This is a genomic window from Undibacterium sp. GrIS 1.2 (genome assembly GCF_040544435.1).
GTDB lineage: Bacteria > Pseudomonadota > Gammaproteobacteria > Burkholderiales > Burkholderiaceae_D > Undibacterium.
The window spans coordinates 31625-53721 of record NZ_JBEONP010000003.1 but is presented as its reverse complement, the minus strand read 5'-3'; the positions used below and the strand labels follow the sequence as shown (position 1 = coordinate 53721).

18 protein-coding genes are annotated in these 22097 nt (G+C 47.3%); 12 read left to right on the top strand and 6 right to left on the bottom strand.

Annotation, left to right across the window (positions count from 1 at the left end):
• The first annotated feature begins 668 nt into the window (after window positions 1–668).
• From AAKU61_RS02015 to AAKU61_RS01985, 7 genes are all read left to right on the top strand, one after another.
• Window positions 669–1712, top strand: a complete 1044-nt coding sequence (locus AAKU61_RS02015) for an energy transducer TonB (RefSeq protein WP_354329205.1) — start codon at window positions 669–671, stop codon at window positions 1710–1712.
• Window positions 1713–2199: 487 nt separating this feature from the next.
• On the top strand, window positions 2200–3405 hold the full coding sequence (locus AAKU61_RS02010) for a porin (RefSeq protein WP_354329201.1): 1206 nt from the start codon (window positions 2200–2202) through the stop codon (window positions 3403–3405).
• A 10-nt stretch (window positions 3406–3415) separates the two neighbouring features.
• Window positions 3416–3826, top strand: coding sequence for a hypothetical protein (locus AAKU61_RS02005; RefSeq protein WP_354329203.1), 411 nt, complete (start codon window positions 3416–3418; stop codon window positions 3824–3826).
• Between the two features lie 215 nt (window positions 3827–4041).
• On the top strand, window positions 4042–5247 hold the full coding sequence (locus tag AAKU61_RS02000; protein ID WP_354329201.1) for a porin: 1206 nt from the start codon (window positions 4042–4044) through the stop codon (window positions 5245–5247).
• A 10-nt stretch (window positions 5248–5257) separates the two neighbouring features.
• Window positions 5258–5662, top strand: coding sequence for a hypothetical protein (locus AAKU61_RS01995; RefSeq protein ID WP_354329199.1), 405 nt, complete (start codon window positions 5258–5260; stop codon window positions 5660–5662).
• Window positions 5663–5928: 266 nt separating this feature from the next.
• Window positions 5929–7545, top strand: a complete 1617-nt coding sequence (locus AAKU61_RS01990) for a methyl-accepting chemotaxis protein (protein WP_354329197.1) — start codon at window positions 5929–5931, stop codon at window positions 7543–7545.
• A 280-nt stretch (window positions 7546–7825) separates the two neighbouring features.
• Window positions 7826–9565: a methyl-accepting chemotaxis protein gene (locus AAKU61_RS01985; RefSeq protein WP_354329195.1), complete on the top strand. Its 1740-nt coding sequence runs from the start codon at window positions 7826–7828 to the stop codon at window positions 9563–9565.
• Between the two features lie 229 nt (window positions 9566–9794).
• Here the strand turns inward: AAKU61_RS01985 and AAKU61_RS01980 are convergent, their stop codons facing one another.
• Window positions 9795–10373 carry an ATP-dependent Clp protease proteolytic subunit gene (locus tag AAKU61_RS01980; protein ID WP_354329193.1) on the bottom strand — a complete coding sequence of 193 codons (579 nt, stop codon included), beginning with the start codon at window positions 10371–10373 and terminating at the stop codon, window positions 9795–9797.
• Between the two features lie 74 nt (window positions 10374–10447).
• On the bottom strand, window positions 10448–11647 hold the full coding sequence (locus AAKU61_RS01975; protein ID WP_354329191.1) for a M20 aminoacylase family protein: 1200 nt from the start codon (window positions 11645–11647) through the stop codon (window positions 10448–10450).
• A 501-nt stretch (window positions 11648–12148) separates the two neighbouring features.
• Between AAKU61_RS01975 and AAKU61_RS01970 the strand changes: the two genes are divergently transcribed.
• The 5 genes from AAKU61_RS01970 (at window position 12149) to AAKU61_RS01950 (ending at window position 17732) form a co-directional block, all read left to right on the top strand.
• On the top strand, window positions 12149–13678 hold the full coding sequence (locus AAKU61_RS01970; RefSeq protein WP_354329356.1) for an ABC transporter substrate-binding protein: 1530 nt from the start codon (window positions 12149–12151) through the stop codon (window positions 13676–13678).
• Between the two features lie 123 nt (window positions 13679–13801).
• A complete protein-coding gene (locus tag AAKU61_RS01965) occupies window positions 13802–14779 on the top strand; it encodes an ABC transporter permease (RefSeq protein WP_354329189.1) in 978 nt (325 codons plus the stop codon).
• Window positions 14776–15693 carry an ABC transporter permease gene (locus AAKU61_RS01960; RefSeq protein ID WP_354329187.1) on the top strand — a complete coding sequence of 306 codons (918 nt, stop codon included), beginning with the start codon at window positions 14776–14778 and terminating at the stop codon, window positions 15691–15693. The genes AAKU61_RS01965 and AAKU61_RS01960 overlap by 4 nt, the downstream gene beginning before the upstream one ends.
• 9 nt (window positions 15694–15702) lie before the next feature.
• Window positions 15703–16713, top strand: coding sequence for an ABC transporter ATP-binding protein (locus AAKU61_RS01955; RefSeq protein ID WP_354329185.1), 1011 nt, complete (start codon window positions 15703–15705; stop codon window positions 16711–16713).
• Window positions 16710–17732 carry an ABC transporter ATP-binding protein gene (locus AAKU61_RS01950; protein ID WP_354329183.1) on the top strand — a complete coding sequence of 341 codons (1023 nt, stop codon included), beginning with the start codon at window positions 16710–16712 and terminating at the stop codon, window positions 17730–17732. Before AAKU61_RS01955 ends, AAKU61_RS01950 begins: the two co-directional genes overlap by 4 nt.
• Before the next feature lie 726 nt (window positions 17733–18458).
• On the opposite strand, the gene AAKU61_RS01945 is transcribed toward AAKU61_RS01950, so the two are convergent.
• The 4 genes from AAKU61_RS01945 to AAKU61_RS01930 all read right to left on the bottom strand — a co-directional run bounded on the left by AAKU61_RS01945 (window position 18459) and on the right by AAKU61_RS01930 (window position 22092).
• On the bottom strand, window positions 18459–19487 hold the full coding sequence (locus tag AAKU61_RS01945; RefSeq protein ID WP_354329181.1) for an adenosine deaminase: 1029 nt from the start codon (window positions 19485–19487) through the stop codon (window positions 18459–18461).
• Window positions 19484–20479: a xanthine dehydrogenase accessory protein XdhC gene (xdhC, locus tag AAKU61_RS01940; RefSeq protein WP_354329179.1), complete on the bottom strand. Its 996-nt coding sequence runs from the start codon at window positions 20477–20479 to the stop codon at window positions 19484–19486. Before xdhC ends, AAKU61_RS01945 begins: the two co-directional genes overlap by 4 nt.
• 254 nt (window positions 20480–20733) lie before the next feature.
• Entirely contained in the window at window positions 20734–20991 is a 258-nt protein-coding gene (locus AAKU61_RS01935) for a BTH_I0359 family protein (RefSeq protein WP_322120359.1), read from the bottom strand.
• 627 nt (window positions 20992–21618) lie between these two features.
• The gene (locus tag AAKU61_RS01930) at window positions 21619–22092 is read right to left on the bottom strand and encodes a GTPase (RefSeq protein WP_354329177.1); all 474 of its coding nucleotides are present in this window, start codon (window positions 22090–22092) and stop codon (window positions 21619–21621) included.
• Window positions 22093–22097 lie beyond the last annotated feature (5 nt).

Here is a 22097-nt window from a genome sequence, read left to right as displayed (position 1 = left end):
TAGATTGTCACTAAGCTCAGTGAACTATTTTGTCGCCGAAAATACTTGGAGTGAGATGAACAGTGCAAGGCAAGCACTCAGTGCTACTTCGTATGAAGAATGCCTTACAAAAGAGCCCGCACAGAAGGCATGTATGTTGCGGAATGTTTGTTACTTACCGATGACAGTACCCCTGATCTTGTCTCTAAGTTGCAAAATCACGACACACTTGGTTAGACCAATATCCTGCGATAAAACTTAGACGAGGAGGATTGAACTGCAGCTGTCGATGTTGAAAATTGAACATCCTCACCTCGATAAAACACATCATAAAAAAATCGCCAGCCTGATTCGCGGTTTTTTTATCAGCGGATAGTGCAATCTTCGCTATGTCTTTGTTAGCGTTGGGAAAAAATCGTAAATCCCTAAAAAAACGATATACTCCCCACTTTATTTATGTATAACAATGCTATCGTCCAGTATTTATAAGGGTAAAAAAATATACGTAGTGGGAGTATATTTTTCGGTGAGGGTTAATTTGACTCAGTTTGTGTGAGGACAATGCGCGATGCCAGTTTTTTTATTGGCTATACGTCAATCAGGAATACATGTTGATTCTCACATTTTCATGTGTTCACCGTAATATAATCGGCGAGGGTATTGCCTATCAGCTTTTTACTGGATAGATTATGAGAACTTTTTTTCACCCGCTTTTCGGACTATTGGGTGTCGTTATATTGCTCTCCGCCTGCCAAAAAAAACCGGCGCCAGATAATTCTAATGTGACTGCATCAGCTGACCAGACGGCTGCATCGGCGACCGCGCCAACAGGTATCGTAAAAAATGCAATACGCCACACCGAAGAGACTGCCGATGTCACCAAGTGGATGGAAATGGCTTCAAGTAAAACGCCCGCGCAACTTGCTGAGGAAGCCAGATTAGCGAAAATCGCTAAAGATACGAAGTTGGAGCAAGAGGCAAAATTAGCGTTGGACGCCAAAACGCTTGCAGCTAAAACGACAGTAATTCCGCCGGTAGCTCCGCTTGTGCATGATCCTGTAAAAACAACTGCTGCTGCGGTCACACCACCAGCAACCGCCACCGCAATAAAACAGGCAGACGCACCACCGCTCCAGGTGGCTGCTGTACTACCTAAACCTGTACCCGCAGTAGTTGCAACACCAACGCCTGCGCAATCACAAGTACAGACACAAGAAAATACAGAGCAAAACCAACCAAAACTCTTGTCTAGCGTTCAGCCGACATTCCCAGTTACCGCCACCTTGGCCGGTGTGACTGAGGGCTCTGTGACTACGCGTATCAGCATTGGTAGCGACGGTAAAGTACTGCAAGTTGAGATTGTCAAAGCCAGACCAACTAAGGTTTTTGATAAAGAAGCGATCGCTGCGTTATCGCAATGGAGGTACGCACCGCTGGCTAGTCCGCAAACAAAAATAGTGGAATTGAGTTTTCAAAATGTACTTAAATTATTGACGAGCGTACAGCCTTTATTTCCAGCTGCTGCAACCCAGGCAGGCGTGACAGAAGGTCTTGTGAGTGCTCGCATCAGCATTGGTACCGATGGCAAGGTAAGCCAGGTCGAGATTATTAAATCTAAACCGACTAAATTATTTGATAAAGAAGTGATTGCCGCCGCATCGCAATGGAAGTACGCGCCGATCTCTAGTCCTCAGACAAAAATACTGGAATTCAGTTTGAAACAGAGTAATTGAGGCAGCCGCTCAGAGGGAAAAAACAAGAGGCAATACCGAACGCAGAGAAGAAAATAAAGCTAGCTAACCAACTACTCTAAACTAAAAAACAGTGGAAATCTTATTCCACACGAGCAAATTACATACTTGTTGCGAAATTGCTCGCAATCATTTTTCAAACTTGATAAAAAATACCAATCGGCTAAGCTAGGATAAAAATAAAAATAAAAATAGAGTATTAATCCTAAATCGTTGCTTTGTGGTAACTTAGCGCCCCTTGAGCGCAAACCGGACATAAATCGAATAATTATCGATTAATTATTGAGTAGCTACAGGTCGGTGATACATTCGTTGCATGCTAGCCATTGACTACTGATTGATCATTTTTTCGACTATCTGTCCGTGCATTTCAGATCACACCAAATCACTCAAGTCTCTCACCACGAGAGATGAACACCTGTTGTTTGAGAGAGTAATTTACCACTACGTTTTACTAAAAAGGAACTATATGAAACTAAAGCCCTACCTCGGCCTGCTTGCATTGCCATTGGCAATTTCCACAGCCTACGCCGCAGATATACCTGATGGTCCGACGATTACGATCAGCGGCTTTGGCACAGCAGCGTTAACCCGCGCCTCCACGGATGACGCAGAATTTGCTCGTGTCGCCCAACTAGGCGGCGTTAAAACCAGCGCAGGTACTGGTGTGGATTCTAATTTTGGTATACAAGCTACCGCCAAAATGAACGACTGGCTTTCATTCACAGCGCAAGGCTTAGTACGCAAACACGTCACCGACGAGTTTGGCGGCGAACTCGCCTGGGCCTTCGCCAAATTCAAAGTCACCGACAATTTAAATGTCCGCGTAGGCCGTATGGGACTCCCGGTCTACATGATCTCCGACTACCTCAATGTAGGCTACGCCAGCACCTACCTACGTCCACCGGTAGAAATGTACAGCCAGGTCAACTTAGAAAATGTTGACGGTGTAGATGCGATATATCAAAGCTCGTTTGGCGAAAGCACACTGACAACACAGGTCGCAGCAGGACAAAGTGAAACAAAGGGCAACGGCAACTCCTACACCGCGAAATTTAAAAGCATAGCCGGACTCAACATGGTGTTAGAGAATGGACCTTTTACGGTTCGCTTCGGACATATCTACACAAAATTTAGCGTTGATGACTCCCCCTCTTTAAATGCAGTAGTCGGTGGTTTAAACCAATTTGGTTTCACATCCCAAGCCAATAGCCTCAAACTCCACGACAACAAAGCGACGTTCACCTCGCTTGGACTCACCGTCGACTGGAAAAATATTTTAGTACAAACGGAATACGGCAAACGTAAATCAGAGAGCGTCTCCTTACCAGACACCTCCTCCTGGTACACCATGTTTGGCTACCGCTTTGGCAAATTTACTCCATACTTCACTCACGGCTCTGTCAAACAAGACAGCCCAAGAACGGTCGCAGGATTACCAACGACAGGACCCTTAGCAGGATTAACTGCAGGTGCCAACGCATTGGCATCACTGGCACCGATACAAACCAGCAATAGTATTGGCATACGTTGGGACTTCAACAAATCCGCTGATCTGAAAATACAGTTTGACAGATTGTCTCCAGAAAATGGCGCCGGTACCTTCGTGAACGCCAAGCCAACATTCCAGGGTCCTGTGAATGTCGTTGCGGCTGCTATTGATTTCGTATTTTAAGGGGGACGACATGAAAAAAATTATTCAAGCCAGTCTTGTTACCGCCAGCCTGACGCTTTTTGCTATTCCAGCAATGGCAGAAGTTGTTGCCATCGTTAGCGCAAAGAGTGCCGCTTCTGCTATGTCGGCAGATGAGGTAGCACAATTTTTCCTTGGTAAATCTGCCAAATTAACGCCAGTAGATCAGCCGGAGAGTTCTGCAATTCGCTCAGAGTTTTATAAAAAAGTAGCGGACAAAGAGCCATCTCAGGTGAAGTCGATTTGGTCGAAACTGGTCTTTACCGGTAAAGGTACTTTACCTAAAGAATATGGCTCTAGTGCGGACGTCAAAAAAGCCGTTGCTGCAGATGCTAATTTGATCGGTTATATCGAAAAATCTGCGGTCGATTCCAGTGTCAAAGTAGTCGTCAGTCTTCCATAAGCCTGGTTCAGGTTTGCGCTCTGTTGTGAGTAAATGTTTCTGCAACAGAGCGCTTTAGTTTTGATTTCATTTTCGAATTCAGTTTAAGTCGTAATCTCTTTAGATTTGCAATGTAATTTGTTGTTGTGCTTTTTTAGTATTGGCGGTTCATTTCATTTGTTTTGATGATTTTCCGTTGTATTACATGCATGATGTTCAATATAAAAGAGGCGTTTATGAAACTAAAGCCCTACCTCGGCCTGCTTGCATTGCCATTGGCAATTTCCACAGCCTACGCCGCAGATATACCTGATGGTCCGACGATTACGATCAGCGGCTTTGGCACAGCAGCGTTAACCCGCGCCTCCACGGATGACGCAGAATTTGCTCGTGTCGCCCAACTAGGCGGCGTTAAAACCAGCGCAGGTACTGGTGTGGATTCTAATTTTGGTATACAAGCTACCGCCAAAATGAACGACTGGCTTTCATTCACAGCGCAAGGCTTAGTACGCAAACACGTCACCGACGAGTTTGGCGGCGAACTCGCCTGGGCCTTCGCCAAATTCAAAGTCACCGACAATTTAAATGTCCGCGTAGGCCGTATGGGACTCCCGGTCTACATGATCTCCGACTACCTCAATGTAGGCTACGCCAGCACCTACCTACGTCCACCGGTAGAAATGTACAGCCAGGTCAACTTAGAAAATGTTGACGGTGTAGATGCGATATATCAAAGCTCGTTTGGCGAAAGCACACTGACAACACAGGTCGCAGCAGGACAAAGTGAAACAAAGGGCAACGGCAACTCCTACACCGCGAAATTTAAAAGCATAGCCGGACTCAACATGGTGTTAGAGAATGGACCTTTTACGGTTCGCTTCGGACATATCTACACAAAATTTAGCGTTGATGACTCCCCCTCTTTAAATGCAGTAGTCGGTGGTTTAAACCAATTTGGTTTCACATCCCAAGCCAATAGCCTCAAACTCCACGACAACAAAGCGACGTTCACCTCGCTTGGACTCACCGTCGACTGGAAAAATATTTTAGTACAAACGGAATACGGCAAACGTAAATCAGAGAGCGTCTCCTTACCAGACACCTCCTCCTGGTACACCATGTTTGGCTACCGCTTTGGCAAATTTACTCCATACTTCACTCACGGCTCTGTCAAACAAGACAGCCCAAGAACGGTCGCAGGATTACCAACGACAGGACCCTTAGCAGGATTAACTGCAGGTGCCAACGCATTGGCATCACTGGCACCGATACAAACCAGCAATAGTATTGGCATACGTTGGGACTTCAACAAATCCGCTGATCTGAAAATACAGTTTGACAGATTGTCTCCAGAAAATGGCGCCGGTACCTTCGTGAACGCCAAGCCAACATTCCAGGGTCCTGTGAATGTCGTTGCGGCTGCTATTGATTTCGTATTTTAAGGGGGACGACATGAAAAAAATTATTCAAGCCAGTCTTGTTACCGCCAGCCTGACGCTTTTTGCTATTCCAGCAATGGCAGATGTGGTTATTGTGGTGAACCCTAAAAATCCCCTAGCAAATATGACGCCGGAACAAGTGGCGCAGTATTTTCTCGGTAAATCTACTACTTTTACACCGTTAGATCAGCCGGAAAACTCAGCCATACGAGCGGAATTTTATAAAAAAGTGGCAGATAAAGAGCCATCACAAGTAAAGGCAATTTGGTCAAAATTGGTCTTTACCGGCAAAGGTACTTTACCTAAAGAATATGGCTCCAGCGCCGAAGTAAAGAAAGCGGTTGCGTCTGATTTGAATGCGATCGGCTATATTGAAAAATCCAGTGTAGATGTTACGGTTAAAGTCATCGCGAATTAATGGCTGTATTGAGTAGATGTAACTCAGGATCGATTATTTTTTATGTCAGACTCTGGTGAGAGTAAAAAAAATAAATGTAATGCGCAGCTAGCGCGTACAAGAGCAAAGCGTGTGTTAAGAAACAATATTTTTCATTGTTTTGACAAAACAAGCTAGGCTATTTCCCTGTATCTTTTGGTTTACACGTATCGTGTTTAGTAGTTGAGACACTCAGCAATTGATAACGATTTCGTTCATTTGAATTATTAGCAAGTAAAGGCGAAGACATGAGCATTAAACGCAGAATATGGGCCTTACCAGTCATTGCCACGGTCATTTTCGGTGTTGGTCTGGCAGTCAGTGTATATTTTTCTACCATAGCGATTTCGTCGATTAAAGCTACTGCTGATGTCGACTATCCTGTACTCGACCGCGCAAAAATTTTGTCCTCCGATGTTCAGGGTTTGACCGACATGTTGAGGGACGCCGTATCTGAAGGTGATAAAAAGCGTATTGATGCGGTGGCTGAGACTGCCAAAAAAGTGAAAGAAAAACTCAAAAAATTAGGTGAAGTGCCAGGTCAAAAAGCACTCTCCGATAAATTAAGCGGCGAGTTTGATGCCTATTATGCGCCCGCCCTAAAGGTCGCCAAAATCATGCTGGAGATTGAGCAAGGTGATCCGCAAGCAGAGATCGGCACCATGCAAAGTGCGTTAAAAATCTTGCAGGCCGATTTGACCAAAACCGTAGAAACGGCACAAAGTCAATTCAGCATGGGTATTGAGAAAAGCGGCGATAACGTTCGCAACGTGCTTTACACCGCAATTTTGGTCGCACTGATGGTGACAATTTCTTTGGGTGTAGTGTCCTTCTTTGTCGTGCGTACGATCTGGCAACAATTAGGTGGTGAGCCAGAATATGCCCGCGAAATCGCTGCTGCCGTTGCTGCCGGTGATTTGAGTATGGAAATCAGTGTCGATGGCGAACATGGAGCGAGTTTGCTATCTGCCTTGCAAGAAATGCAGGTGCGTTTGCAATCTATGGTCTCTGACATTAAAACGTCTGCAGAAACCATTAAAGTTGCCAGCTCAGAGATCGCTTCTGGTAATGCAGACTTATCCAGCCGTACCGAATCGCAAGCCAGTAGCCTGGAAGAAACCGCCAGCTCGATGGAGACATTAACCGATACCGTAAAACAAAATGCCGACAATGCACGTCAGGCAAATCAGTTGGTACAAAGCGCCTCCGGCGTGGCAGTTAAGGGCGGAAATGTGGTGAGCCAGGTGGTAACAACCATGGCGGAAATTAATCAGTCCTCTAAAAAGATCGTCGACATTATTGCGGTGATTGATGGCATCGCATTTCAAACCAATATTCTGGCACTGAATGCTGCAGTAGAAGCGGCACGCGCAGGTGAGCAAGGCCGTGGTTTTGCGGTGGTTGCCTCTGAAGTACGTAATTTGGCGCAAAGAAGTGCCGCAGCCGCAAAAGAAATCAAAACTCTGATCGGTGACTCAGTCGATAAAGTTAATATCGGTTCGCAATTGGTGGATCAGGCCGGTAATACGATGGATGAGATCGTTGCCTCGGTTAAACGCGTCAGCGACATCATGGCGGAGATTACATCAGCCAGCCAAGAGCAAAGTGCAGGCATACAAGAGGTGAGCGTCGCTATCGGCCAGATGGACGAGATGACACAGCAAAACTCCGCCTTGGTAGAACAGGCCGCTGCGGCTGCAGAGTCACTGGAAGAGCAAGCGGATCATCTGACCCAAGCACTCGATGTGTTCAAGCTATCGTCTGCGGCACCGGCACCGGCACCGGCACATGGCATCAAAGCACGACCCGCTAGTCCTGCTGTGAAGACAAAGGCCTACCAGGCAACGGCAATAGGAATGGATTAGATTCCCGAGTCTGATGTCAGAATAGTGACATCAATTCGTTTCCTCCCGTCCGCTTGATTGGCTTCAAGCGGATTTTTTATGCCTGAAAAACTGAATACAAATTGAATCAATACCGTTGTTCAGGAGTGTAAAGCGTATACATTTTCTATAATTACCCATACATTCAGTAATCCCCTATACATTAATCACAGACTCATCAGACATATATTCTCTAAGCAATATTTTTCAGCATCTTGTTTGGCAATTCCCGATCGTTATTACTTCATTGGAAGGACTTACCGTGAAATTGTTTTATGACCTGAAGATTTCGGCAAAACTATTTGTGGGCTTTATTACCTTGTTATTGCTCACCTGCTTTCTCGGTGTGTTTTCTATCTATCAATTAGCTCAGGTGAACCAGACCACCACGGATCTCGGTACCAACTGGTTGCCGAGTGTTGATGCCGCGATGGGGATTAAAGAGCGTATCTCCCGTATCCGCTCGCAAGAGGCGCAGGTTGTTTCTGCCGAGAGTCCAGAAGAGGCTGATAAATATGCCGGACGGGTCAAAGAGGCCGTTGCCGGGCTCAGAGAATATGAGAAAAAATATCAGGTTTTGATCAGCTTGCCACAAGAAAAAGCCGAGTTCGACGAGTACCTGAAAATGATGAGTAGCTATCTCGCACTCTCGGACAAAATGGCTGCTCTGGCGCATGAGGGTAACAACAAGGACGCAACAGCAATTTTGCGTAATGAATCATCCAAGCTAAATACCCAGATTCGTACGATTGTCGACAAACTGGTCAAGATCAACAGTGAGGGTGCCGCTGCCTCCTATCAGCAAAGTACTGAAGTGTATAAAAGCTCGCGCTTATGGATTATTGGCGTTCTTGCCGCAAGCATTTTGTTAGGGCTGACGTTGGCGTACTGGATTGCTAACGTTGTCTCCAGTCCTTTGCAGTATGCAGTCAAGGTAGCGCAAACGGTAGCATCTGGTGATCTGACTAGTCAGATCGATGTAACTAGCAAGGACGAGACCGGTATGTTGCTGCAGGCGCTCAAAGAAATGAACGCAAGTCTGCTGAAAGTTGTCAGTGAAGTCCGCAACGGAACGGATCAAATTGCGTCTGCGTCGATGCAGATTGCGCAAGGTAATATGGATTTATCCAACCGCACCGAAACTCAGGCTAGTTCATTGGAAGAGACAGCATCTTCTATGGAGGAATTAACCTCGACCGTCAGACACAACAGCGACAATGCACGGCAAGCAAATCAACTGTCGATTTCTGCCACGCAGGTCGCGATGAAAGGCGGTGATGTGGTCTCACAAGTGGTTGATACGATGGGGTCGATTAATGCCTCATCGAAAAAAATTGTCGATATTATCGGTGTCATTGACGGCATCGCCTTCCAGACAAATATTCTGGCATTGAATGCTGCTGTTGAGGCTGCCCGTGCCGGCGAGCAGGGACGAGGATTTGCAGTAGTTGCGTCGGAAGTGCGTAATCTTGCGCAACGTTCTGCCAGCGCAGCAAAAGAGATTAAGGAACTGATCAATGATTCGGTTGAAAAAGTAGATCAGGGCTCACGACTGGTGGATCAGGCAGGTAATACGATGAATGAGGTGGTTGAAAGCGTCCGGCGGGTCAGTGACATCATCAGCGAAATCAGTGCCGCTGGCGCAGAACAAAGCTCGGGGATTGATCAGATCAACACCGCTGTCACCCAGATGGACCAGGTTACGCAACAGAATGCCGCCTTGGTCGAAGAGGCCGCCGCGGCAGCAAAATCCTTGCAGGATCAAGCCGCGAATCTCAGCGAAATCGTCAGCGTATTCAAACTCGACCAAACTAACCTCAGCCGCACTTCATCCGGCAAATCATCCATCGTTGCCGCACGTTCTATGTCTGTGGCAAACAAGCCCAAACCAGTTGCCCGCGCTTTGCCAAAATCCACCACGGCAGCTCCGCGTAACGGTAGTTCTGGCGCTGCAAAGTCTAAAGTCGCTACGGTGGAAACGGATGACTGGGAAGAATTTTGAGATAAAAAAACCTGTCAGGTGGCATCTTAAACACCAAGCTGACAGGTTCTTAAGCATGTCTCAAATCTGAAACTCACCAAGCGTTAAAGTAGTGCTATTGCGATACCTTAACGATAAAAAAACATCTGCAAAACAATATACTCCCCCTCATTTTTACTAAAAACACGATATTGTCCAGAGATTATATGGACAATAAAATATACATGGTAGGAGTATATATTTCCAGTAATTAACTTAATTCAGTTTGCTTGACGATAATGCGTGATACCAGACCGTATTCGCTGGCCTCGGATGCATTCATCCAATAATCGCGGTCAATGTCGGTCGTGACTCTTTCCAGCGATTGCCCTGACTCTTTTGCGATCAAGGCTGCAATGCGTTCACGGACTTTGACGATTTCACGCGCCTGGATGGCGATGTCGCTGGCTTGTCCGCCTGCGCCGCCGCTTGGTTGATGGATCAGGAAGCGGGTATTGGTCAGGCAGAAGCGACGCTCTTTTGGCACCGCCAAAAATACATTCACCGCGGCGCTGCCGACCCAGCCAGTACCGACCATATTTACCGGTGCATCGATAAACTTGACGATGTCATGAATCACGTCGCCTGATTCCACATGGCCGCCGGGCGACGATACCAATATCGTGATCGGATCTTTGGATTCAGCCGCCAGCGCGATCAGACGCTTGCTGACATCAGCAGCCAACTTGTCGTTGATGGTGCCAAATACCAGCACGGTGCGTGATTTGAAGGCTTTTTCTTCCAGAAAAGGGCTACGTGGTGCGTTGTCGTTGTTATTTTCGTCGGCCATAATATTGTCGTTTGGTTGGATTGGTGTAGTGGGTGGAAATTTTGTGTAGCTGATGTATAGCTTGCTTTAGATGGCTATGGGCTTGTATTTTTCAAGTAGGCTTCTGCCAGTCGTACCCAATAAGTTGCGCCTATCGGTAGCAAATCATCGTTAAAGTCATAACTGGGGTTATGCAGGTTGCATGGTCCCAGACCATGGCCCATATCGCGGTGCTCGCCATCGCCATTGCCTAAGAAGACATAACAACCCGGTTTGGCCTGCAACATAAAGGCAAAATCTTCTGCGTCCATAGTGGGTTCTACCTGCGCATCGACGCGCTCATCTCCGACGATAGAGCGCATTACATCGACAGCAAAGGCGGTTTCTCTGGCGTGATTGATCAGTGGCGGATAGTTACGTTTAAAGCTAAATTCAACGGAGGCATCAAAGGCAGCGGCAGTATGTTCTGCAATAGCACGCATCCGGTTTTCCAGCAGATCCACCACCGATGTGGTGAAGCCGCGCACCGTACCGATTAAGCTGGCTTCATCGGGGATGACATTGGTTGCACTACCGGCGTGGATTTGGGTAATGGACAGCACCGCGGTGTCCAGCGGGCTTTTATTGCGGGTGATAATCGTTTGCCAGCTTTGCGCAATTTGTACCGCGACCATGATGGGATCGATGCCCTTGTGAGGTTGTGCCGCATGCGCGCCTTTACCTTTGACGACGACTTCAAATTCATTGGACGAAGCCATCATTGGCCCTGAGGTCACGCCAAAACTGCCAACCGCCGCACCAGGCCAGTTATGCATGCCAAATACGGCCTCCACCGGGCATTGTTCAAACAAGCCGTCATCCATCATGCGCTTGGCGCCGCCACCGCCTTCTTCCGCTGGTTGGAAGATGACATACACGGTTCCGTCAAATTCTTTGTGCTGAGATAAATAATGTGCCGCACCTAGCAGCATCGCCGTGTGACCATCATGGCCGCAGGCATGCATTTTGCCTTCATTTTTTGAGGCATGCGGAAAGGTATTAAATTCTTGCATCGGTAAAGCATCAATGTCAGCACGTAATCCGATGGCGCGCTGGCTGCTACCGTTTTTGATGATGCCGACCACGCCGGTGATGCCAAGCCCGCGAATGACAGGGATGCCCCATTCTTGTAACTTGCGGGCCACCACGTCTGAGGTGCGATGCTCTTCGAAACTCAGCTCGGGATGGGCGTGAATATCGCGTCGGATTTGTTGTAGCTCTGTATGGAACTGGAGGATAGGGTCAATTAATTGCATGATGTTCTCCGTACAAATAGTGAGCAATAGCGTTAGCAATGGCGAATAAAATAGCGAACCAAAAGCGAACCTAAGAATTCACTCAGGATACTTGCTAATTTGTTGCGCCAAAACAGTGCGCAGTGTATGTTGTTGCACAATGCAGATTGGCAAGTAATCGGGCAAAAAGATAAGGCAAAAGATCGAGCAAACAATCAATCAGTGCAAGCCATCATCCCTACATTAGATGTGCAATCGCCAAAGGTTTTCGCCTTAGTGTGTGTTGTAAAAACAGTGTCAAAAAATAGCGTCAAGAAACTGTATTAATAAATTCAAGTGTAAATCATTTTGCTGCAATCGGAATCTAGTTCGTTTTCTATCCTAAGAACCTGATTGTGAGCACCGTTCCGTACTATTTTTAAGGAGTCGTCGATGTCGATGCTGCACACAATCAAAAGCAAAATAAAAATAAAACCACGCACAGTGTTGCTGGCCGCCAGTATCTCTGCGTTCTCTACATTAATGGCTGTCTCGCCCCAGAGTTTTGCGCAAGAATTTAAATTGGCAATGAGTTCGCCGCCGACTTCGCTCGATCCTCACTTTTATAATGTGTTTCCTAACCTGAATGTCTCAGACCATATGTTTGAGACTCTGGTCACGATGGATGCCGATAGTCGCATCATCCCTGGCCTGGCAGAATCATGGACGCTGGTGAATAACCTGACCTGGGAATTAAAACTGCGCAAAGGCGTCAAGTTTCATGATGGTTCCGAAATGACTGCCGACGACGTGATGTGGTCATTAGATCGTCCGGCAACCATCGTAGGTAGCCCGGGCAAATTTGATGTCTACACCAAAGCAATCATCAATAAAAAGATCGTCGATGCCTATACCATTCGCCTGACGACCAAAGAGCCTTACCCGTTAATGTTGCCGGATTTGTCAGCGATTTACATCGTTTCTAAAAAAGCCACGCAAGGTTTGACCAGCGATGATTTTTCTAGCGGCAAAGGGATGGTCGGCACCGGTTCGTATAAGTTTGTAAAATTTCTGCGTGACGACAGAATTGAAATGGACCGCTTCGATGGTTATTGGGGCAAAAAAGTCGGTAAATGGAGCAAAGTGACTTTGCGTTTTATCCCCAACGGCGCGACCCGCATTGCGGCTCTGTTAGCAGGTGATGTGCAAGCCTTGGAGAACGTACCGACCCCCGACGTCGCGCGTATCCGTAGCGACACCAATCTGACCATGATGTCAAAAGTATCGCACCGTCTTATCTATTTATATCTGGATGGTACACGCGATAAATCTCCGTTTATCACAGACAAAGATGGCAAACCTATGGATAAAAATCCATTGAAAGACATCCGGGTACGTAAAGCGATTTCGATGGCAATCAATCGTGAAGCGATTAAAGATCGTGTTATGGAAGGACTGTCACAGCCGACTGCCAACTTGGTTCCTATCACTTTATTTGGTCATAATCCCGAACTCAAAGTCATGAAATATGATCCTGACATGGCGAAAAAATTATTGACCGAGGCTGGTTATCCCAACGGCTTTGGTGTCACGATCCAGACGCCGAATAATCGTTATGTCAATGATGAGAAAATTACCCAGACTATCGCGCAGATGCTGTCAAAAATTGGTATTGCAGCTAAGGTAGAAGGTATGCCAATGTCGATCTATGCCTCCCGTGGGATTAAGCGCGAATACTCAATTGGCTTGCTCGGTTGGGGCGCACAGACTGGGGAAGTCTCTTCCCCTTTACGCGCGATTGCCGCCTGTGATGAGCCTGAAAAAGGGTTTGGCGGTAACAACTATCTCAAATATTGTAATCCTAAAGTGAATGAAATATTAGGTAAGGCAATGAATACAGTAGACGATAAAGTCCGTCTGAAGTTATTGCAAGATGCGACTGCGCTGGTGATCAATGATGCCGAGATCATTCCGATTCATCAGCAGGTGACGACCTGGGCGATGAAGAAGAATATTACCTATATTCCACGTACCGACGAACGCACTCATGCTTATGATTTCAGTGCCAAGTAGTCAGACCTGAATAGTCGTATCTGCCTTACTTCGCCATCGCTCATTCTCATTTCCATATACGAGAATATAGCGATGGCGCTTGACGTAGTTTAAGTAAGTTTTCACAGTGGAACAGGAAGTAGCATGTTGGTTTTTATTATTCGCCGTCTGATGCAAAGCATCATTGTTTTACTGGTGATGTCGCTGCTGGTGTTTGCCGGCGTGTATGCAATCGGCAATCCGATTGATGTATTGATTAGCCCAGACGCCGATCAGCTGGAGCGTGCCCGCACCATTGCCGCATTTGGTTTAGATAAACCGATGGTGGAGCAATATTTCATATTTTTAAAAAATGCACTCAGTGGTGATATGGGGCGCTCATTTGCATTTTCTACGCCCGCTCTTGCCCTGATTTTTGAACGCATGCCAGCAACGATGGAGCTTGCAGTCTGCGCCATTGTGTTGTCGGTAGTGATGGGCGTACCGCTTGGTTTGTGGGCCGGGTTGCGTCCCAACGGCGTAGCGGGAAAAACGATTATGGCGGTTTCCATCCTCGGTTTTTCATTGCCTACATTTTGGGTCGGGTTGATGCTGATTATGGTGTTTGCCGTACAGTTAGGCTGGCTGCCATCCAGCGGACGAGGCGAAACCAGTTTGCTCTTCGGTATCCCTGTGAGTTTTTTAAGCTGGGATGGTCTCCGACATATCTTGATGCCCGCATTTAACCTTGCCTTGTTTAACGTCGCATTGGTCATACGCCTGACGCGTGCTGGTGCACAAGAAGCGTTGCTGCAAGACTATGTCAAATTTGCACGTGCCAAGGGTTTGCGAAATAGCCGCATCATTGGCGTGCATGTACTCAAAAATATTTTAATACCCATCATTACCGTGATTGCTTTGCAATTCGGTTCGATTATTGCGTTCGCGATTGTGACTGAATCGGTGTTCGCCTGGCCGGGCATGGGTAAGCTGATTATTGATTCTATCCGTGTACTGGACCGGCCTGTCATCGTGGCGTATTTGCTGCTGATTGTGACGATGTTTATTTTGATTAATTTGGTGGTAGATGTTTTGTATTCTTTGCTCGATCCGCGAGTCCGACTTTCTGAGAGCAAATCATGACGACGACAGTGCAAAAAACAGCCGCCCCGTTTAAAGCGGATACGCCGTTCCGGCGATTTACCCGTCAATTTTTTGAAAGCAAAATCGCTACGGCTGGTTTAGTGTTGCTGGTATTGATTTTGTTGGCGGCAGTTTTCGCCCCCTGGATATCACCTCAAGATCCCTACGATCTCGGTAATTTAGATGTGATGGATTCGCGTCTGGAGCCTGGCCAGATGTCGGCCGACGGCAAATTACGTTTTCTGATGGGTACCGATGAGCAGGGACGTGACATGCTGTCTGCGATTATTTATGGCTTGCGTATTTCTGTGATGGTTGGTGTCAGCAGTACCGTGATTGCCCTGGTGATTGGCCTAACGCTGGGACTGTTTGCTGGCTACGCAGGCGGCAAGATTGAATCCCTGATTATGCGGATTGCCGATATCCAGTTATCGTTTCCACCGATTTTGATTGCCTTGATTTTGCTGGCGCTGAGCGGACAGGGCGTAGGCAAAATCATCATCGCGCTGGTCGCAGTGCAATGGGCTTACTACGCTCGCACCGCAAGGAGCGCAGCCTTGGTGGAGCGTAAAAAGGAATATATGGAAGCTGCAATGGGCTTGGGTTTGTCACCTGCCCGGATTATTTTGCGACACCTGCTACCTAATTGCTTACCGCCGTTGATTGTGATCGCTGCATTGCAGGTAGCTTCGGCGATTTCACTAGAGGCGACGTTATCCTTTTTAGGTTTGGGTTTGCCAGTCACTGAACCCTCACTGGGACTGTTGATTGCGAATGGCTTCCAATACCTGCTGTCGGGTAAATACTGGATTAGTTTCTTCCCGGGCATCGCTTTATTAGTGACGGTAGTGTCCATCAATCTGGTAGCCGATCAGTTGCGCGATGTGCTTAACCCGCGTTTGCAGACACAATAAGAGGACGTGATGCCAGAACTAAAACAAGCAACGCAACCCACGCAACCGATGCTGACTGTCGAAGGATTGACGACCGAATTCCATACCCGGGCAGGAGTAGCAACTGCAGTGAATGATGTTTCGTTCTCCGTGATGCCAGGACAAATTATGGGATTAGTGGGCGAATCTGGGTCGGGCAAATCGATGACCGGTTATTCCATCATGGGTTTGATTGATGCCCCGGGTAAAGTCGTGGGAGGGCAAATTTTACTCAAAGGTCAGGACTTGCGGGCGATGTCTGCAGAGCAAATGCGCCAGGTAAGAGGCGACCGCATTGCGATGATTTTTCAAGATCCGATGATGACTTTAAATCCGGTATTGCGGATAGACACGCAAATGACCGAGGCCATTTTTGCCCATCACAAAGTAAGTAAATCTGCTGCGATGGAAATGGCACGTGATGCTTTGGTACGGGTTGGCATTCCTTCACCGGATGAGCGGTTGATGTCGTATCCGCATCAATTTTCTGGCGGCATGCGTCAGCGTGTGGCGATTGCGATTGCTCTGCTGAATAAACCTGATTTGATTATTTGCGACGAGCCGACCACGGCCTTGGACGTGACGATACAAGGACAAATTCTGTTTGAGATGCAAAAACTTTGCCGCGAATCCGGTACCTCCTTAATCTGGATTACGCATGACTTATCGGTGATCGCCGGATTGGCCGATACCGTGAGCGTGATGTACGCTGGCCGGATTGTTGAGAGTGGTACGGTGGAGCAAGTACTGAACCAACCACGTCACCCTTATACCTATGGCTTGATCGCCTCTGCGCCGTCACGTAACCCGCGTGGTCAGGCTTTACATCAGATTCCCGGCATGACACCCTCTCTATTAAACTTGCCAGTCGGTTGTGCTTTTCGTGAGCGTTGCAGTCAGGCGCAGAGCGATTGCGCCAATGTGCCAGCTTTAACAGAGATCGATGGCCGCTCTGTGCGTTGTTTTCATCCAGCACCCTTAGAGAGCGAGTTAGTCGCATGAGCATTATTCACTCTGACGCTACACCGATATTAGAGCTACGCAATGTCAGCAAACGTTTCGTCAAACCATTGGATACCGCCGCCAAGATCGCTAATGTGTTTGGTGCCAATATGCAGCAACAGACCGTGCACGCGGTTGATCAAATTGACTTGGTTGTGCAAGCTGGGGAGGTGGTTGGTCTGGTTGGTGAATCTGGTTGTGGTAAATCGACTCTAGGACGCATGGCAGTCGGTTTGCATTCGTTGTCTGAGGGTTCGCGTTGGTGGCGCGGGCAAGAAGTGAGGCAAATGGAAAGTACTGCACAGCGCAAGGTACAGCTTGGCATACAAATGATTTTTCAAGACCCGTATGCGTCTCTTAATCCGCGTATGCGAGTGCAAGACATTATTGGCGAAGCGCCTGTTGTGCATCAGATTATTTCAGCCTCTGAACAAAAGTCTTATGTCGAAAATTTGTTGCAGCGGGTCGGTTTAGATCCTGCTGTTTTACGGCGCTTTCCACATCAGTTTTCTGGCGGCCAGCGTGCGCGGATAGGCATTGCCCGCGCGCTGGCTGTGAAGCCCGAATTTTTGGTCTGTGATGAAGCCGTCGCAGCGTTGGACGTCTCGATTCAGGCGCAAGTGCTGAACTTATTTATGCAGCTACGGCAGGAATTAAACCTGACCTATCTGTTTATTAGCCATGATCTTGGCGTGGTGCGCCATTTGTCCGATCGGGTGGTGATTATGTATTTGGGCAAAGTGGTGGAGTCGGCACCTGCAGAAGAGATATTTGGACATGCCAACCATCCCTATACGCAAGCATTGATGGCCGCAGCACCTAAGCTGGAGGTGAAAAAAACCACATTTTTTGCTATCAAGGGTGAAATTCCATCTCCGCTGAATCCACCTTCTGGATGCTACTTTCATCCGCGCTGTCCGCATGCTATGCCACGTTGCGCGGTCGAACAGCCCTCTCTGAGAGAGATAGCTCCGCAACATTTTTCAGCTTGTCATTTAACTGAATTTAGCGGTGGGTAAGTCCTATCTTATTAACATGTTGCTGTAAATGAACATTATGTGTTTTGGAAATAACTGGTATACGAAAAATAAAGCAGCCTTATTTGCTGCGCTGCGATAAAGTGAACCTGTCTCCTCCAACACCGTAAAGGTTTGGATTTCAGCCCGCAACCTCAAGGTCGCGGGCTTTTTTTTGCCTATGAAATCAATAGTAGTTTGTTCCGCATAGAAAATGACGGGCTTTCCTATGGAAGTAAATTCGCTTTGATGTTGCGTAATATTTTGAGGGAAAATTTAGAGGAAAGACTCGGTAATTTGATATTCGCTTTGTGAATGATTGATATGCAAAAATAATGTTTTGTTTATTTGCTGCACTGCGATATAGTTACACTTGTCTCCTCCAACACCGTAAAGGTTTGGATTTCAGCCCGCACACTCTGCGGGCTTTTTTTTGCCTGAAATTTTGCGATGATTTTAATTGGGGGCATCTGAATTTATGCGATCTGATATGACGTTGTTTTGCCGCGATAATTTGTGATTGAAAATATACTGCTGTAAGTATATTTTAGACGTCCAAATAATGATTGGACATTAAGCCTAATTGCTAAAATTTTATGGGGAGTATATTAATTTGGCGGCAAGCGGTTGTAGCAAACAAGCCGCAACTTGTATTGGTTATGTTGATCTTAGTCGAGTCGCTAAACGCATATGTCAAAAATTTAAACCGCTTCGTCAGATCAGCTTACATCAGTGCAGACGCACATATTCATCTAACTCATTCAGCCACACCTGCTTTTGTTCCGGCGATGCGAAGGAAGCACAGAAGCTGTTTTTTGCTAACTGTATTAATTCGGCGCGTGTCAATTCCAGCGCGTCGGCTGTGGCGATGAAGTTAGTATTCATATAGCCACCAAAATACGCAGGATCGTCGGAGTTGATGGTGATGCACAGACCCGCACGCAACATGCGCGCCAGATTGTGCTGACGCAAATCGGATACTACGCAGAGTTTTAAATTAGATAAAGGGCAGACCGTCAGTGGTATTTGTGTTTGCTGCAAACGCTGCATCAGCGCGGCGTCTTCCTCCGCTCTGACGCCGTGGTCAATGCGTTCTACTTGCAAGACATCAAGTGCGCTGTGGATGTAGGATGGCGGGCCTTCTTCGCCTGCATGTGCGACCAGGCGGAAACCTAGCTCTAATGCTTTGGCGAATACGCGGGTAAATTTTTCTGGTGGATTGCCAACTTCGGCAGAATCAAGGCCGATGCCATTCCACAGATCGGCATATGCATCACGCAGCGCTATGGCGGCATCCAGCGTAGCGAAGGCGTCTTCTTCGCTGAGGTGGCGCAAGAAACATAAAATCATACTGCCGGAAAAATCATGTTCTGCTTTGGCCTCGCGCAAGGCGCGTGCAATACCAGCGAAAACGACCTCAGTCGTAATCCCTCTGGCGGTATGCGTTTGCGGATCAAAAAATAATTCGACATGGCGCACATTGTCAGCCAATGCCCGTTGGATGTAGGCCATGGTCAAATCATAAAAATCCTGCTCGGTCTGTAACACTGCAGCACCAGCGTAATACAGATCCAGAAACGATTGCAGGTCACTAAAGTTGTATGCAGCACGGATATCTTCTACAGATGCGTATGGCAGTTTGACCGCATTGCGTTGCGCCAGTGCGAACATCAATTCTGGCTCAAGCGAGCCTTCAATATGCAAATGGAGTTCGGCTTTCGGCAGACCACAAATAAAGTCGTGTAAGTGATTACTCATAGCGTTGCTGTACTCAAAATAGAAGATGGATTAGTCGGTATGTTTGTAACTGAGTTTGCAACTGCGTTTATAACTGAGTTTATAACTGAGTTTGTAGCTGCATTGATAGACAGTACCGGGTTCGCTGGCAGTGCAGGGGTGGTTGACCATAACTGCAATAATTGTGCGGCAACTGCAACCGCAATCACGCCTGGTTCTTTGCCTGGGATACCTGGCAAGCCGATAGGGCAAATCATGCTTTGTAATGCTAGGACGGGAATGCCACGTTCTTTTAAGCGATGCTCAAAACTGGCGCGTTTGGTCTGCGAGCCTATCAGTCCAAACCACGCTGCGTCGCCCCGCTTTAAAATTTGTTCGCTCAAGCGTAAATCTAAGCCGTGATGATGCGTCATGACTAAAAAATAAGTGCTGGTTTCAGCATGAGCGATGACGGCTTCCGGTGTGTCGGTAGCTTCGGTTTGTACGTTAGCAGGTAATTGTGCCGGGAACAAATGATCGCGTTCGTCTACCCAGAGAATCCGGCAAGGAATTTGCGACAAAACCTGCACTAAGGCGGCACCGACATGACCAGCACCAAATAAAATCAGTTGCGGTAACACCGGTCGCTGTTGCTGAAAATGACTGAGCTGCGTCGTAAATTCTGCATCGCTCCATTGATCCAGGCGGTCAAACTGAATCTGCACAGCGCCACCGCAACATTGCCCCAGACTAGGGCCAAGTGCCAGTTTTTCAGTACGTGGTGAGCTTGTTTTAAATAGGGTTTCAGATAGCCACAAACGCGCCATTGCCAGCGCTTTCCATTCCAGATGCCCGCCACCTATCGTGCCGTATTGCGTCGCGGGTGTGACCAGCATACGGGTGCCTGTGCCACGCGGCGTAGAGCCAAGTGCCGCGGTGATGGTAACTAATACCGCATGACGCTGATCTGACGACGTGCTACTGAGACTTTGCAAGCCACTGAGCCAATCGAGCGGGGAAATGGACGAGGACATGATAGAGGCGTTTAGTGAGGCTTAGTAGCGTTTAGTCGGGTTTAGTCGCGCTGGGTGAGGGCATTAATGCATGAAGTTTGACAATAGCATTTCTACTATCTCGTTGCATACAGCTAAGTGTATGCGAGCCATCACTGGTAGATGATTGAATAACCCTGAGCGCAGAGCGTGCTCAGGGTCATGTAGAGCTTGTGTGATTTGAATAGATCGCTATCTTTTACGACAGTTGACTTACTGATATGCACAGTGCGTGCTTAGTGCAGTTGTACCGATTGCTTCATGTAAGAATCGAACTGACCCAGAAAATCATCGATATCTTCGATGCTAGGTTCGCTGGCAATTAATTCGTGGACATCTTTGCGGAAGTTGGCAGCTAGCGGGCCGCCGATAAACCATTCGCGACGCACCGATTTATCGGTAATTTCATAACCGCCAAAGCGTAAAGCTTCATGGTCGGTGTCGGCGCCGTATTCAAAGACGCTGTATTGCTCGCTGTTGTAGATGAGATTCATTTTGCATCCTTTCTGGTCGGAAATCGTTGGTGGTTTCAATTTCTGTTACTAAGGACATGGTGCTGATCTGCGCAGATTTCAAGCCTCCCCACTACAACTGCCTTCTTTAGCTTGCCACCTCATATTACCTTTGACTTTGTATTTTGCTGGAATATTTTGTATCTTTGTCTTATTAGTGTTACGGCCGGGCAACGCAGAGCTTTAGCTTTTTCGGACTTAGGTGGATTCTTTGCTAAAGAAAATAGCTCAATATTGAATGATTGAGACCGACTCAATTAAATGATTTTATTTATATCTGCAGGAGTATATTTTATTGTCCATGTAATGATTGGACAATACGGCTATTTTTGTAAAAATGGTGGGGAGTATATGATTTTACGAGCTTTAACCCAGATTTTCCATTAGACCGCTACTACTTCGCAAAAAACGCAGAGGGCATGCGGTGTTAAGCGGGATAGCACGACCGCGATTCGAGTGGGATCGCTACAGCGACAATTGCACCTTTGGCGAACTGCCTGGCGTTGTTGCTCCTCCTGGCAAGATGCAGCTTGCGTCGTCGTCGCGTCTAGCCAGTCAGTCCGCCAAAGGCACACTTGTCGCTGTTCCAATGGAAAATCTGGGTTTAATTTACCAGCCAGAGCTTAAAATAATATCTGCATCGAATCTCAGCAAGTCCACATACGGCGCTTGTGATAAAAAGTCACGCAGTTGTGTTAAATGCTCTGGATTGCCTAGTGCCAGAAACAGATAATTGGGTTTTTGTCGTAACAGGCGATTGAGTGTAACGCGCATGGCGAGGTTGCCTATGCAACACATACAGCCGGGTGCGATGCGTTGTATTTGTAGTGTGGGTTTGAGCTTTGTCTGCGGTGCTGTTGCCGGATCAGACAATCTATCGTTGATGACTTGGAGTGCCAGTTCACCGCTAGGCAAGCCTTCCAGTATGACGGCGACAGAATTTGCGCTATGGATACCGGCAAGGACTTGCATCTTTTTTACAGCGGCAGCAATCGCAGACTCTCTTTGCTGATAACTGCCGCCGCTGACCAGCGTGACTGATGTAGGACATGTGGGCAACGTACGCAAGTTAGATTCTTGCATGCAGT

Coding starts and splice junctions, on each gene's coding strand:
- AAKU61_RS02015 (WP_354329205.1), top strand. CDS start 669: ATGAGAACTTTTTTTCACCCGCTTTTCGGACTATTGGGTGTCGTTATA.
- AAKU61_RS02010 (WP_354329201.1), top strand. CDS start 2,200: ATGAAACTAAAGCCCTACCTCGGCCTGCTTGCATTGCCATTGGCAATT.
- AAKU61_RS02005 (WP_354329203.1), top strand. CDS start 3,416: ATGAAAAAAATTATTCAAGCCAGTCTTGTTACCGCCAGCCTGACGCTT.
- AAKU61_RS02000 (WP_354329201.1), top strand. CDS start 4,042: ATGAAACTAAAGCCCTACCTCGGCCTGCTTGCATTGCCATTGGCAATT.
- AAKU61_RS01995 (WP_354329199.1), top strand. CDS start 5,258: ATGAAAAAAATTATTCAAGCCAGTCTTGTTACCGCCAGCCTGACGCTT.
- AAKU61_RS01990 (WP_354329197.1), top strand. CDS start 5,929: ATGAGCATTAAACGCAGAATATGGGCCTTACCAGTCATTGCCACGGTC.
- AAKU61_RS01980 (WP_354329193.1), bottom strand. CDS start 10,373: ATGGCCGACGAAAATAACAACGACAACGCACCACGTAGCCCTTTTCTG.
- AAKU61_RS01975 (WP_354329191.1), bottom strand. CDS start 11,647: ATGCAATTAATTGACCCTATCCTCCAGTTCCATACAGAGCTACAACAA.
- AAKU61_RS01970 (WP_354329356.1), top strand. CDS start 12,149: ATGGCTGTCTCGCCCCAGAGTTTTGCGCAAGAATTTAAATTGGCAATG.
- AAKU61_RS01965 (WP_354329189.1), top strand. CDS start 13,802: ATGTTGGTTTTTATTATTCGCCGTCTGATGCAAAGCATCATTGTTTTA.
- AAKU61_RS01960 (WP_354329187.1), top strand. CDS start 14,776: ATGACGACGACAGTGCAAAAAACAGCCGCCCCGTTTAAAGCGGATACG.
- AAKU61_RS01955 (WP_354329185.1), top strand. CDS start 15,703: ATGCCAGAACTAAAACAAGCAACGCAACCCACGCAACCGATGCTGACT.
- AAKU61_RS01950 (WP_354329183.1), top strand. CDS start 16,710: ATGAGCATTATTCACTCTGACGCTACACCGATATTAGAGCTACGCAAT.
- AAKU61_RS01945 (WP_354329181.1), bottom strand. CDS start 19,487: ATGAGTAATCACTTACACGACTTTATTTGTGGTCTGCCGAAAGCCGAA.
- xdhC (WP_354329179.1), bottom strand. CDS start 20,479: ATGTCCTCGTCCATTTCCCCGCTCGATTGGCTCAGTGGCTTGCAAAGT.
- AAKU61_RS01935 (WP_322120359.1), bottom strand. CDS start 20,991: ATGAATCTCATCTACAACAGCGAGCAATACAGCGTCTTTGAATACGGC.
- AAKU61_RS01930 (WP_354329177.1), bottom strand. CDS start 22,092: ATGCAAGAATCTAACTTGCGTACGTTGCCCACATGTCCTACATCAGTC.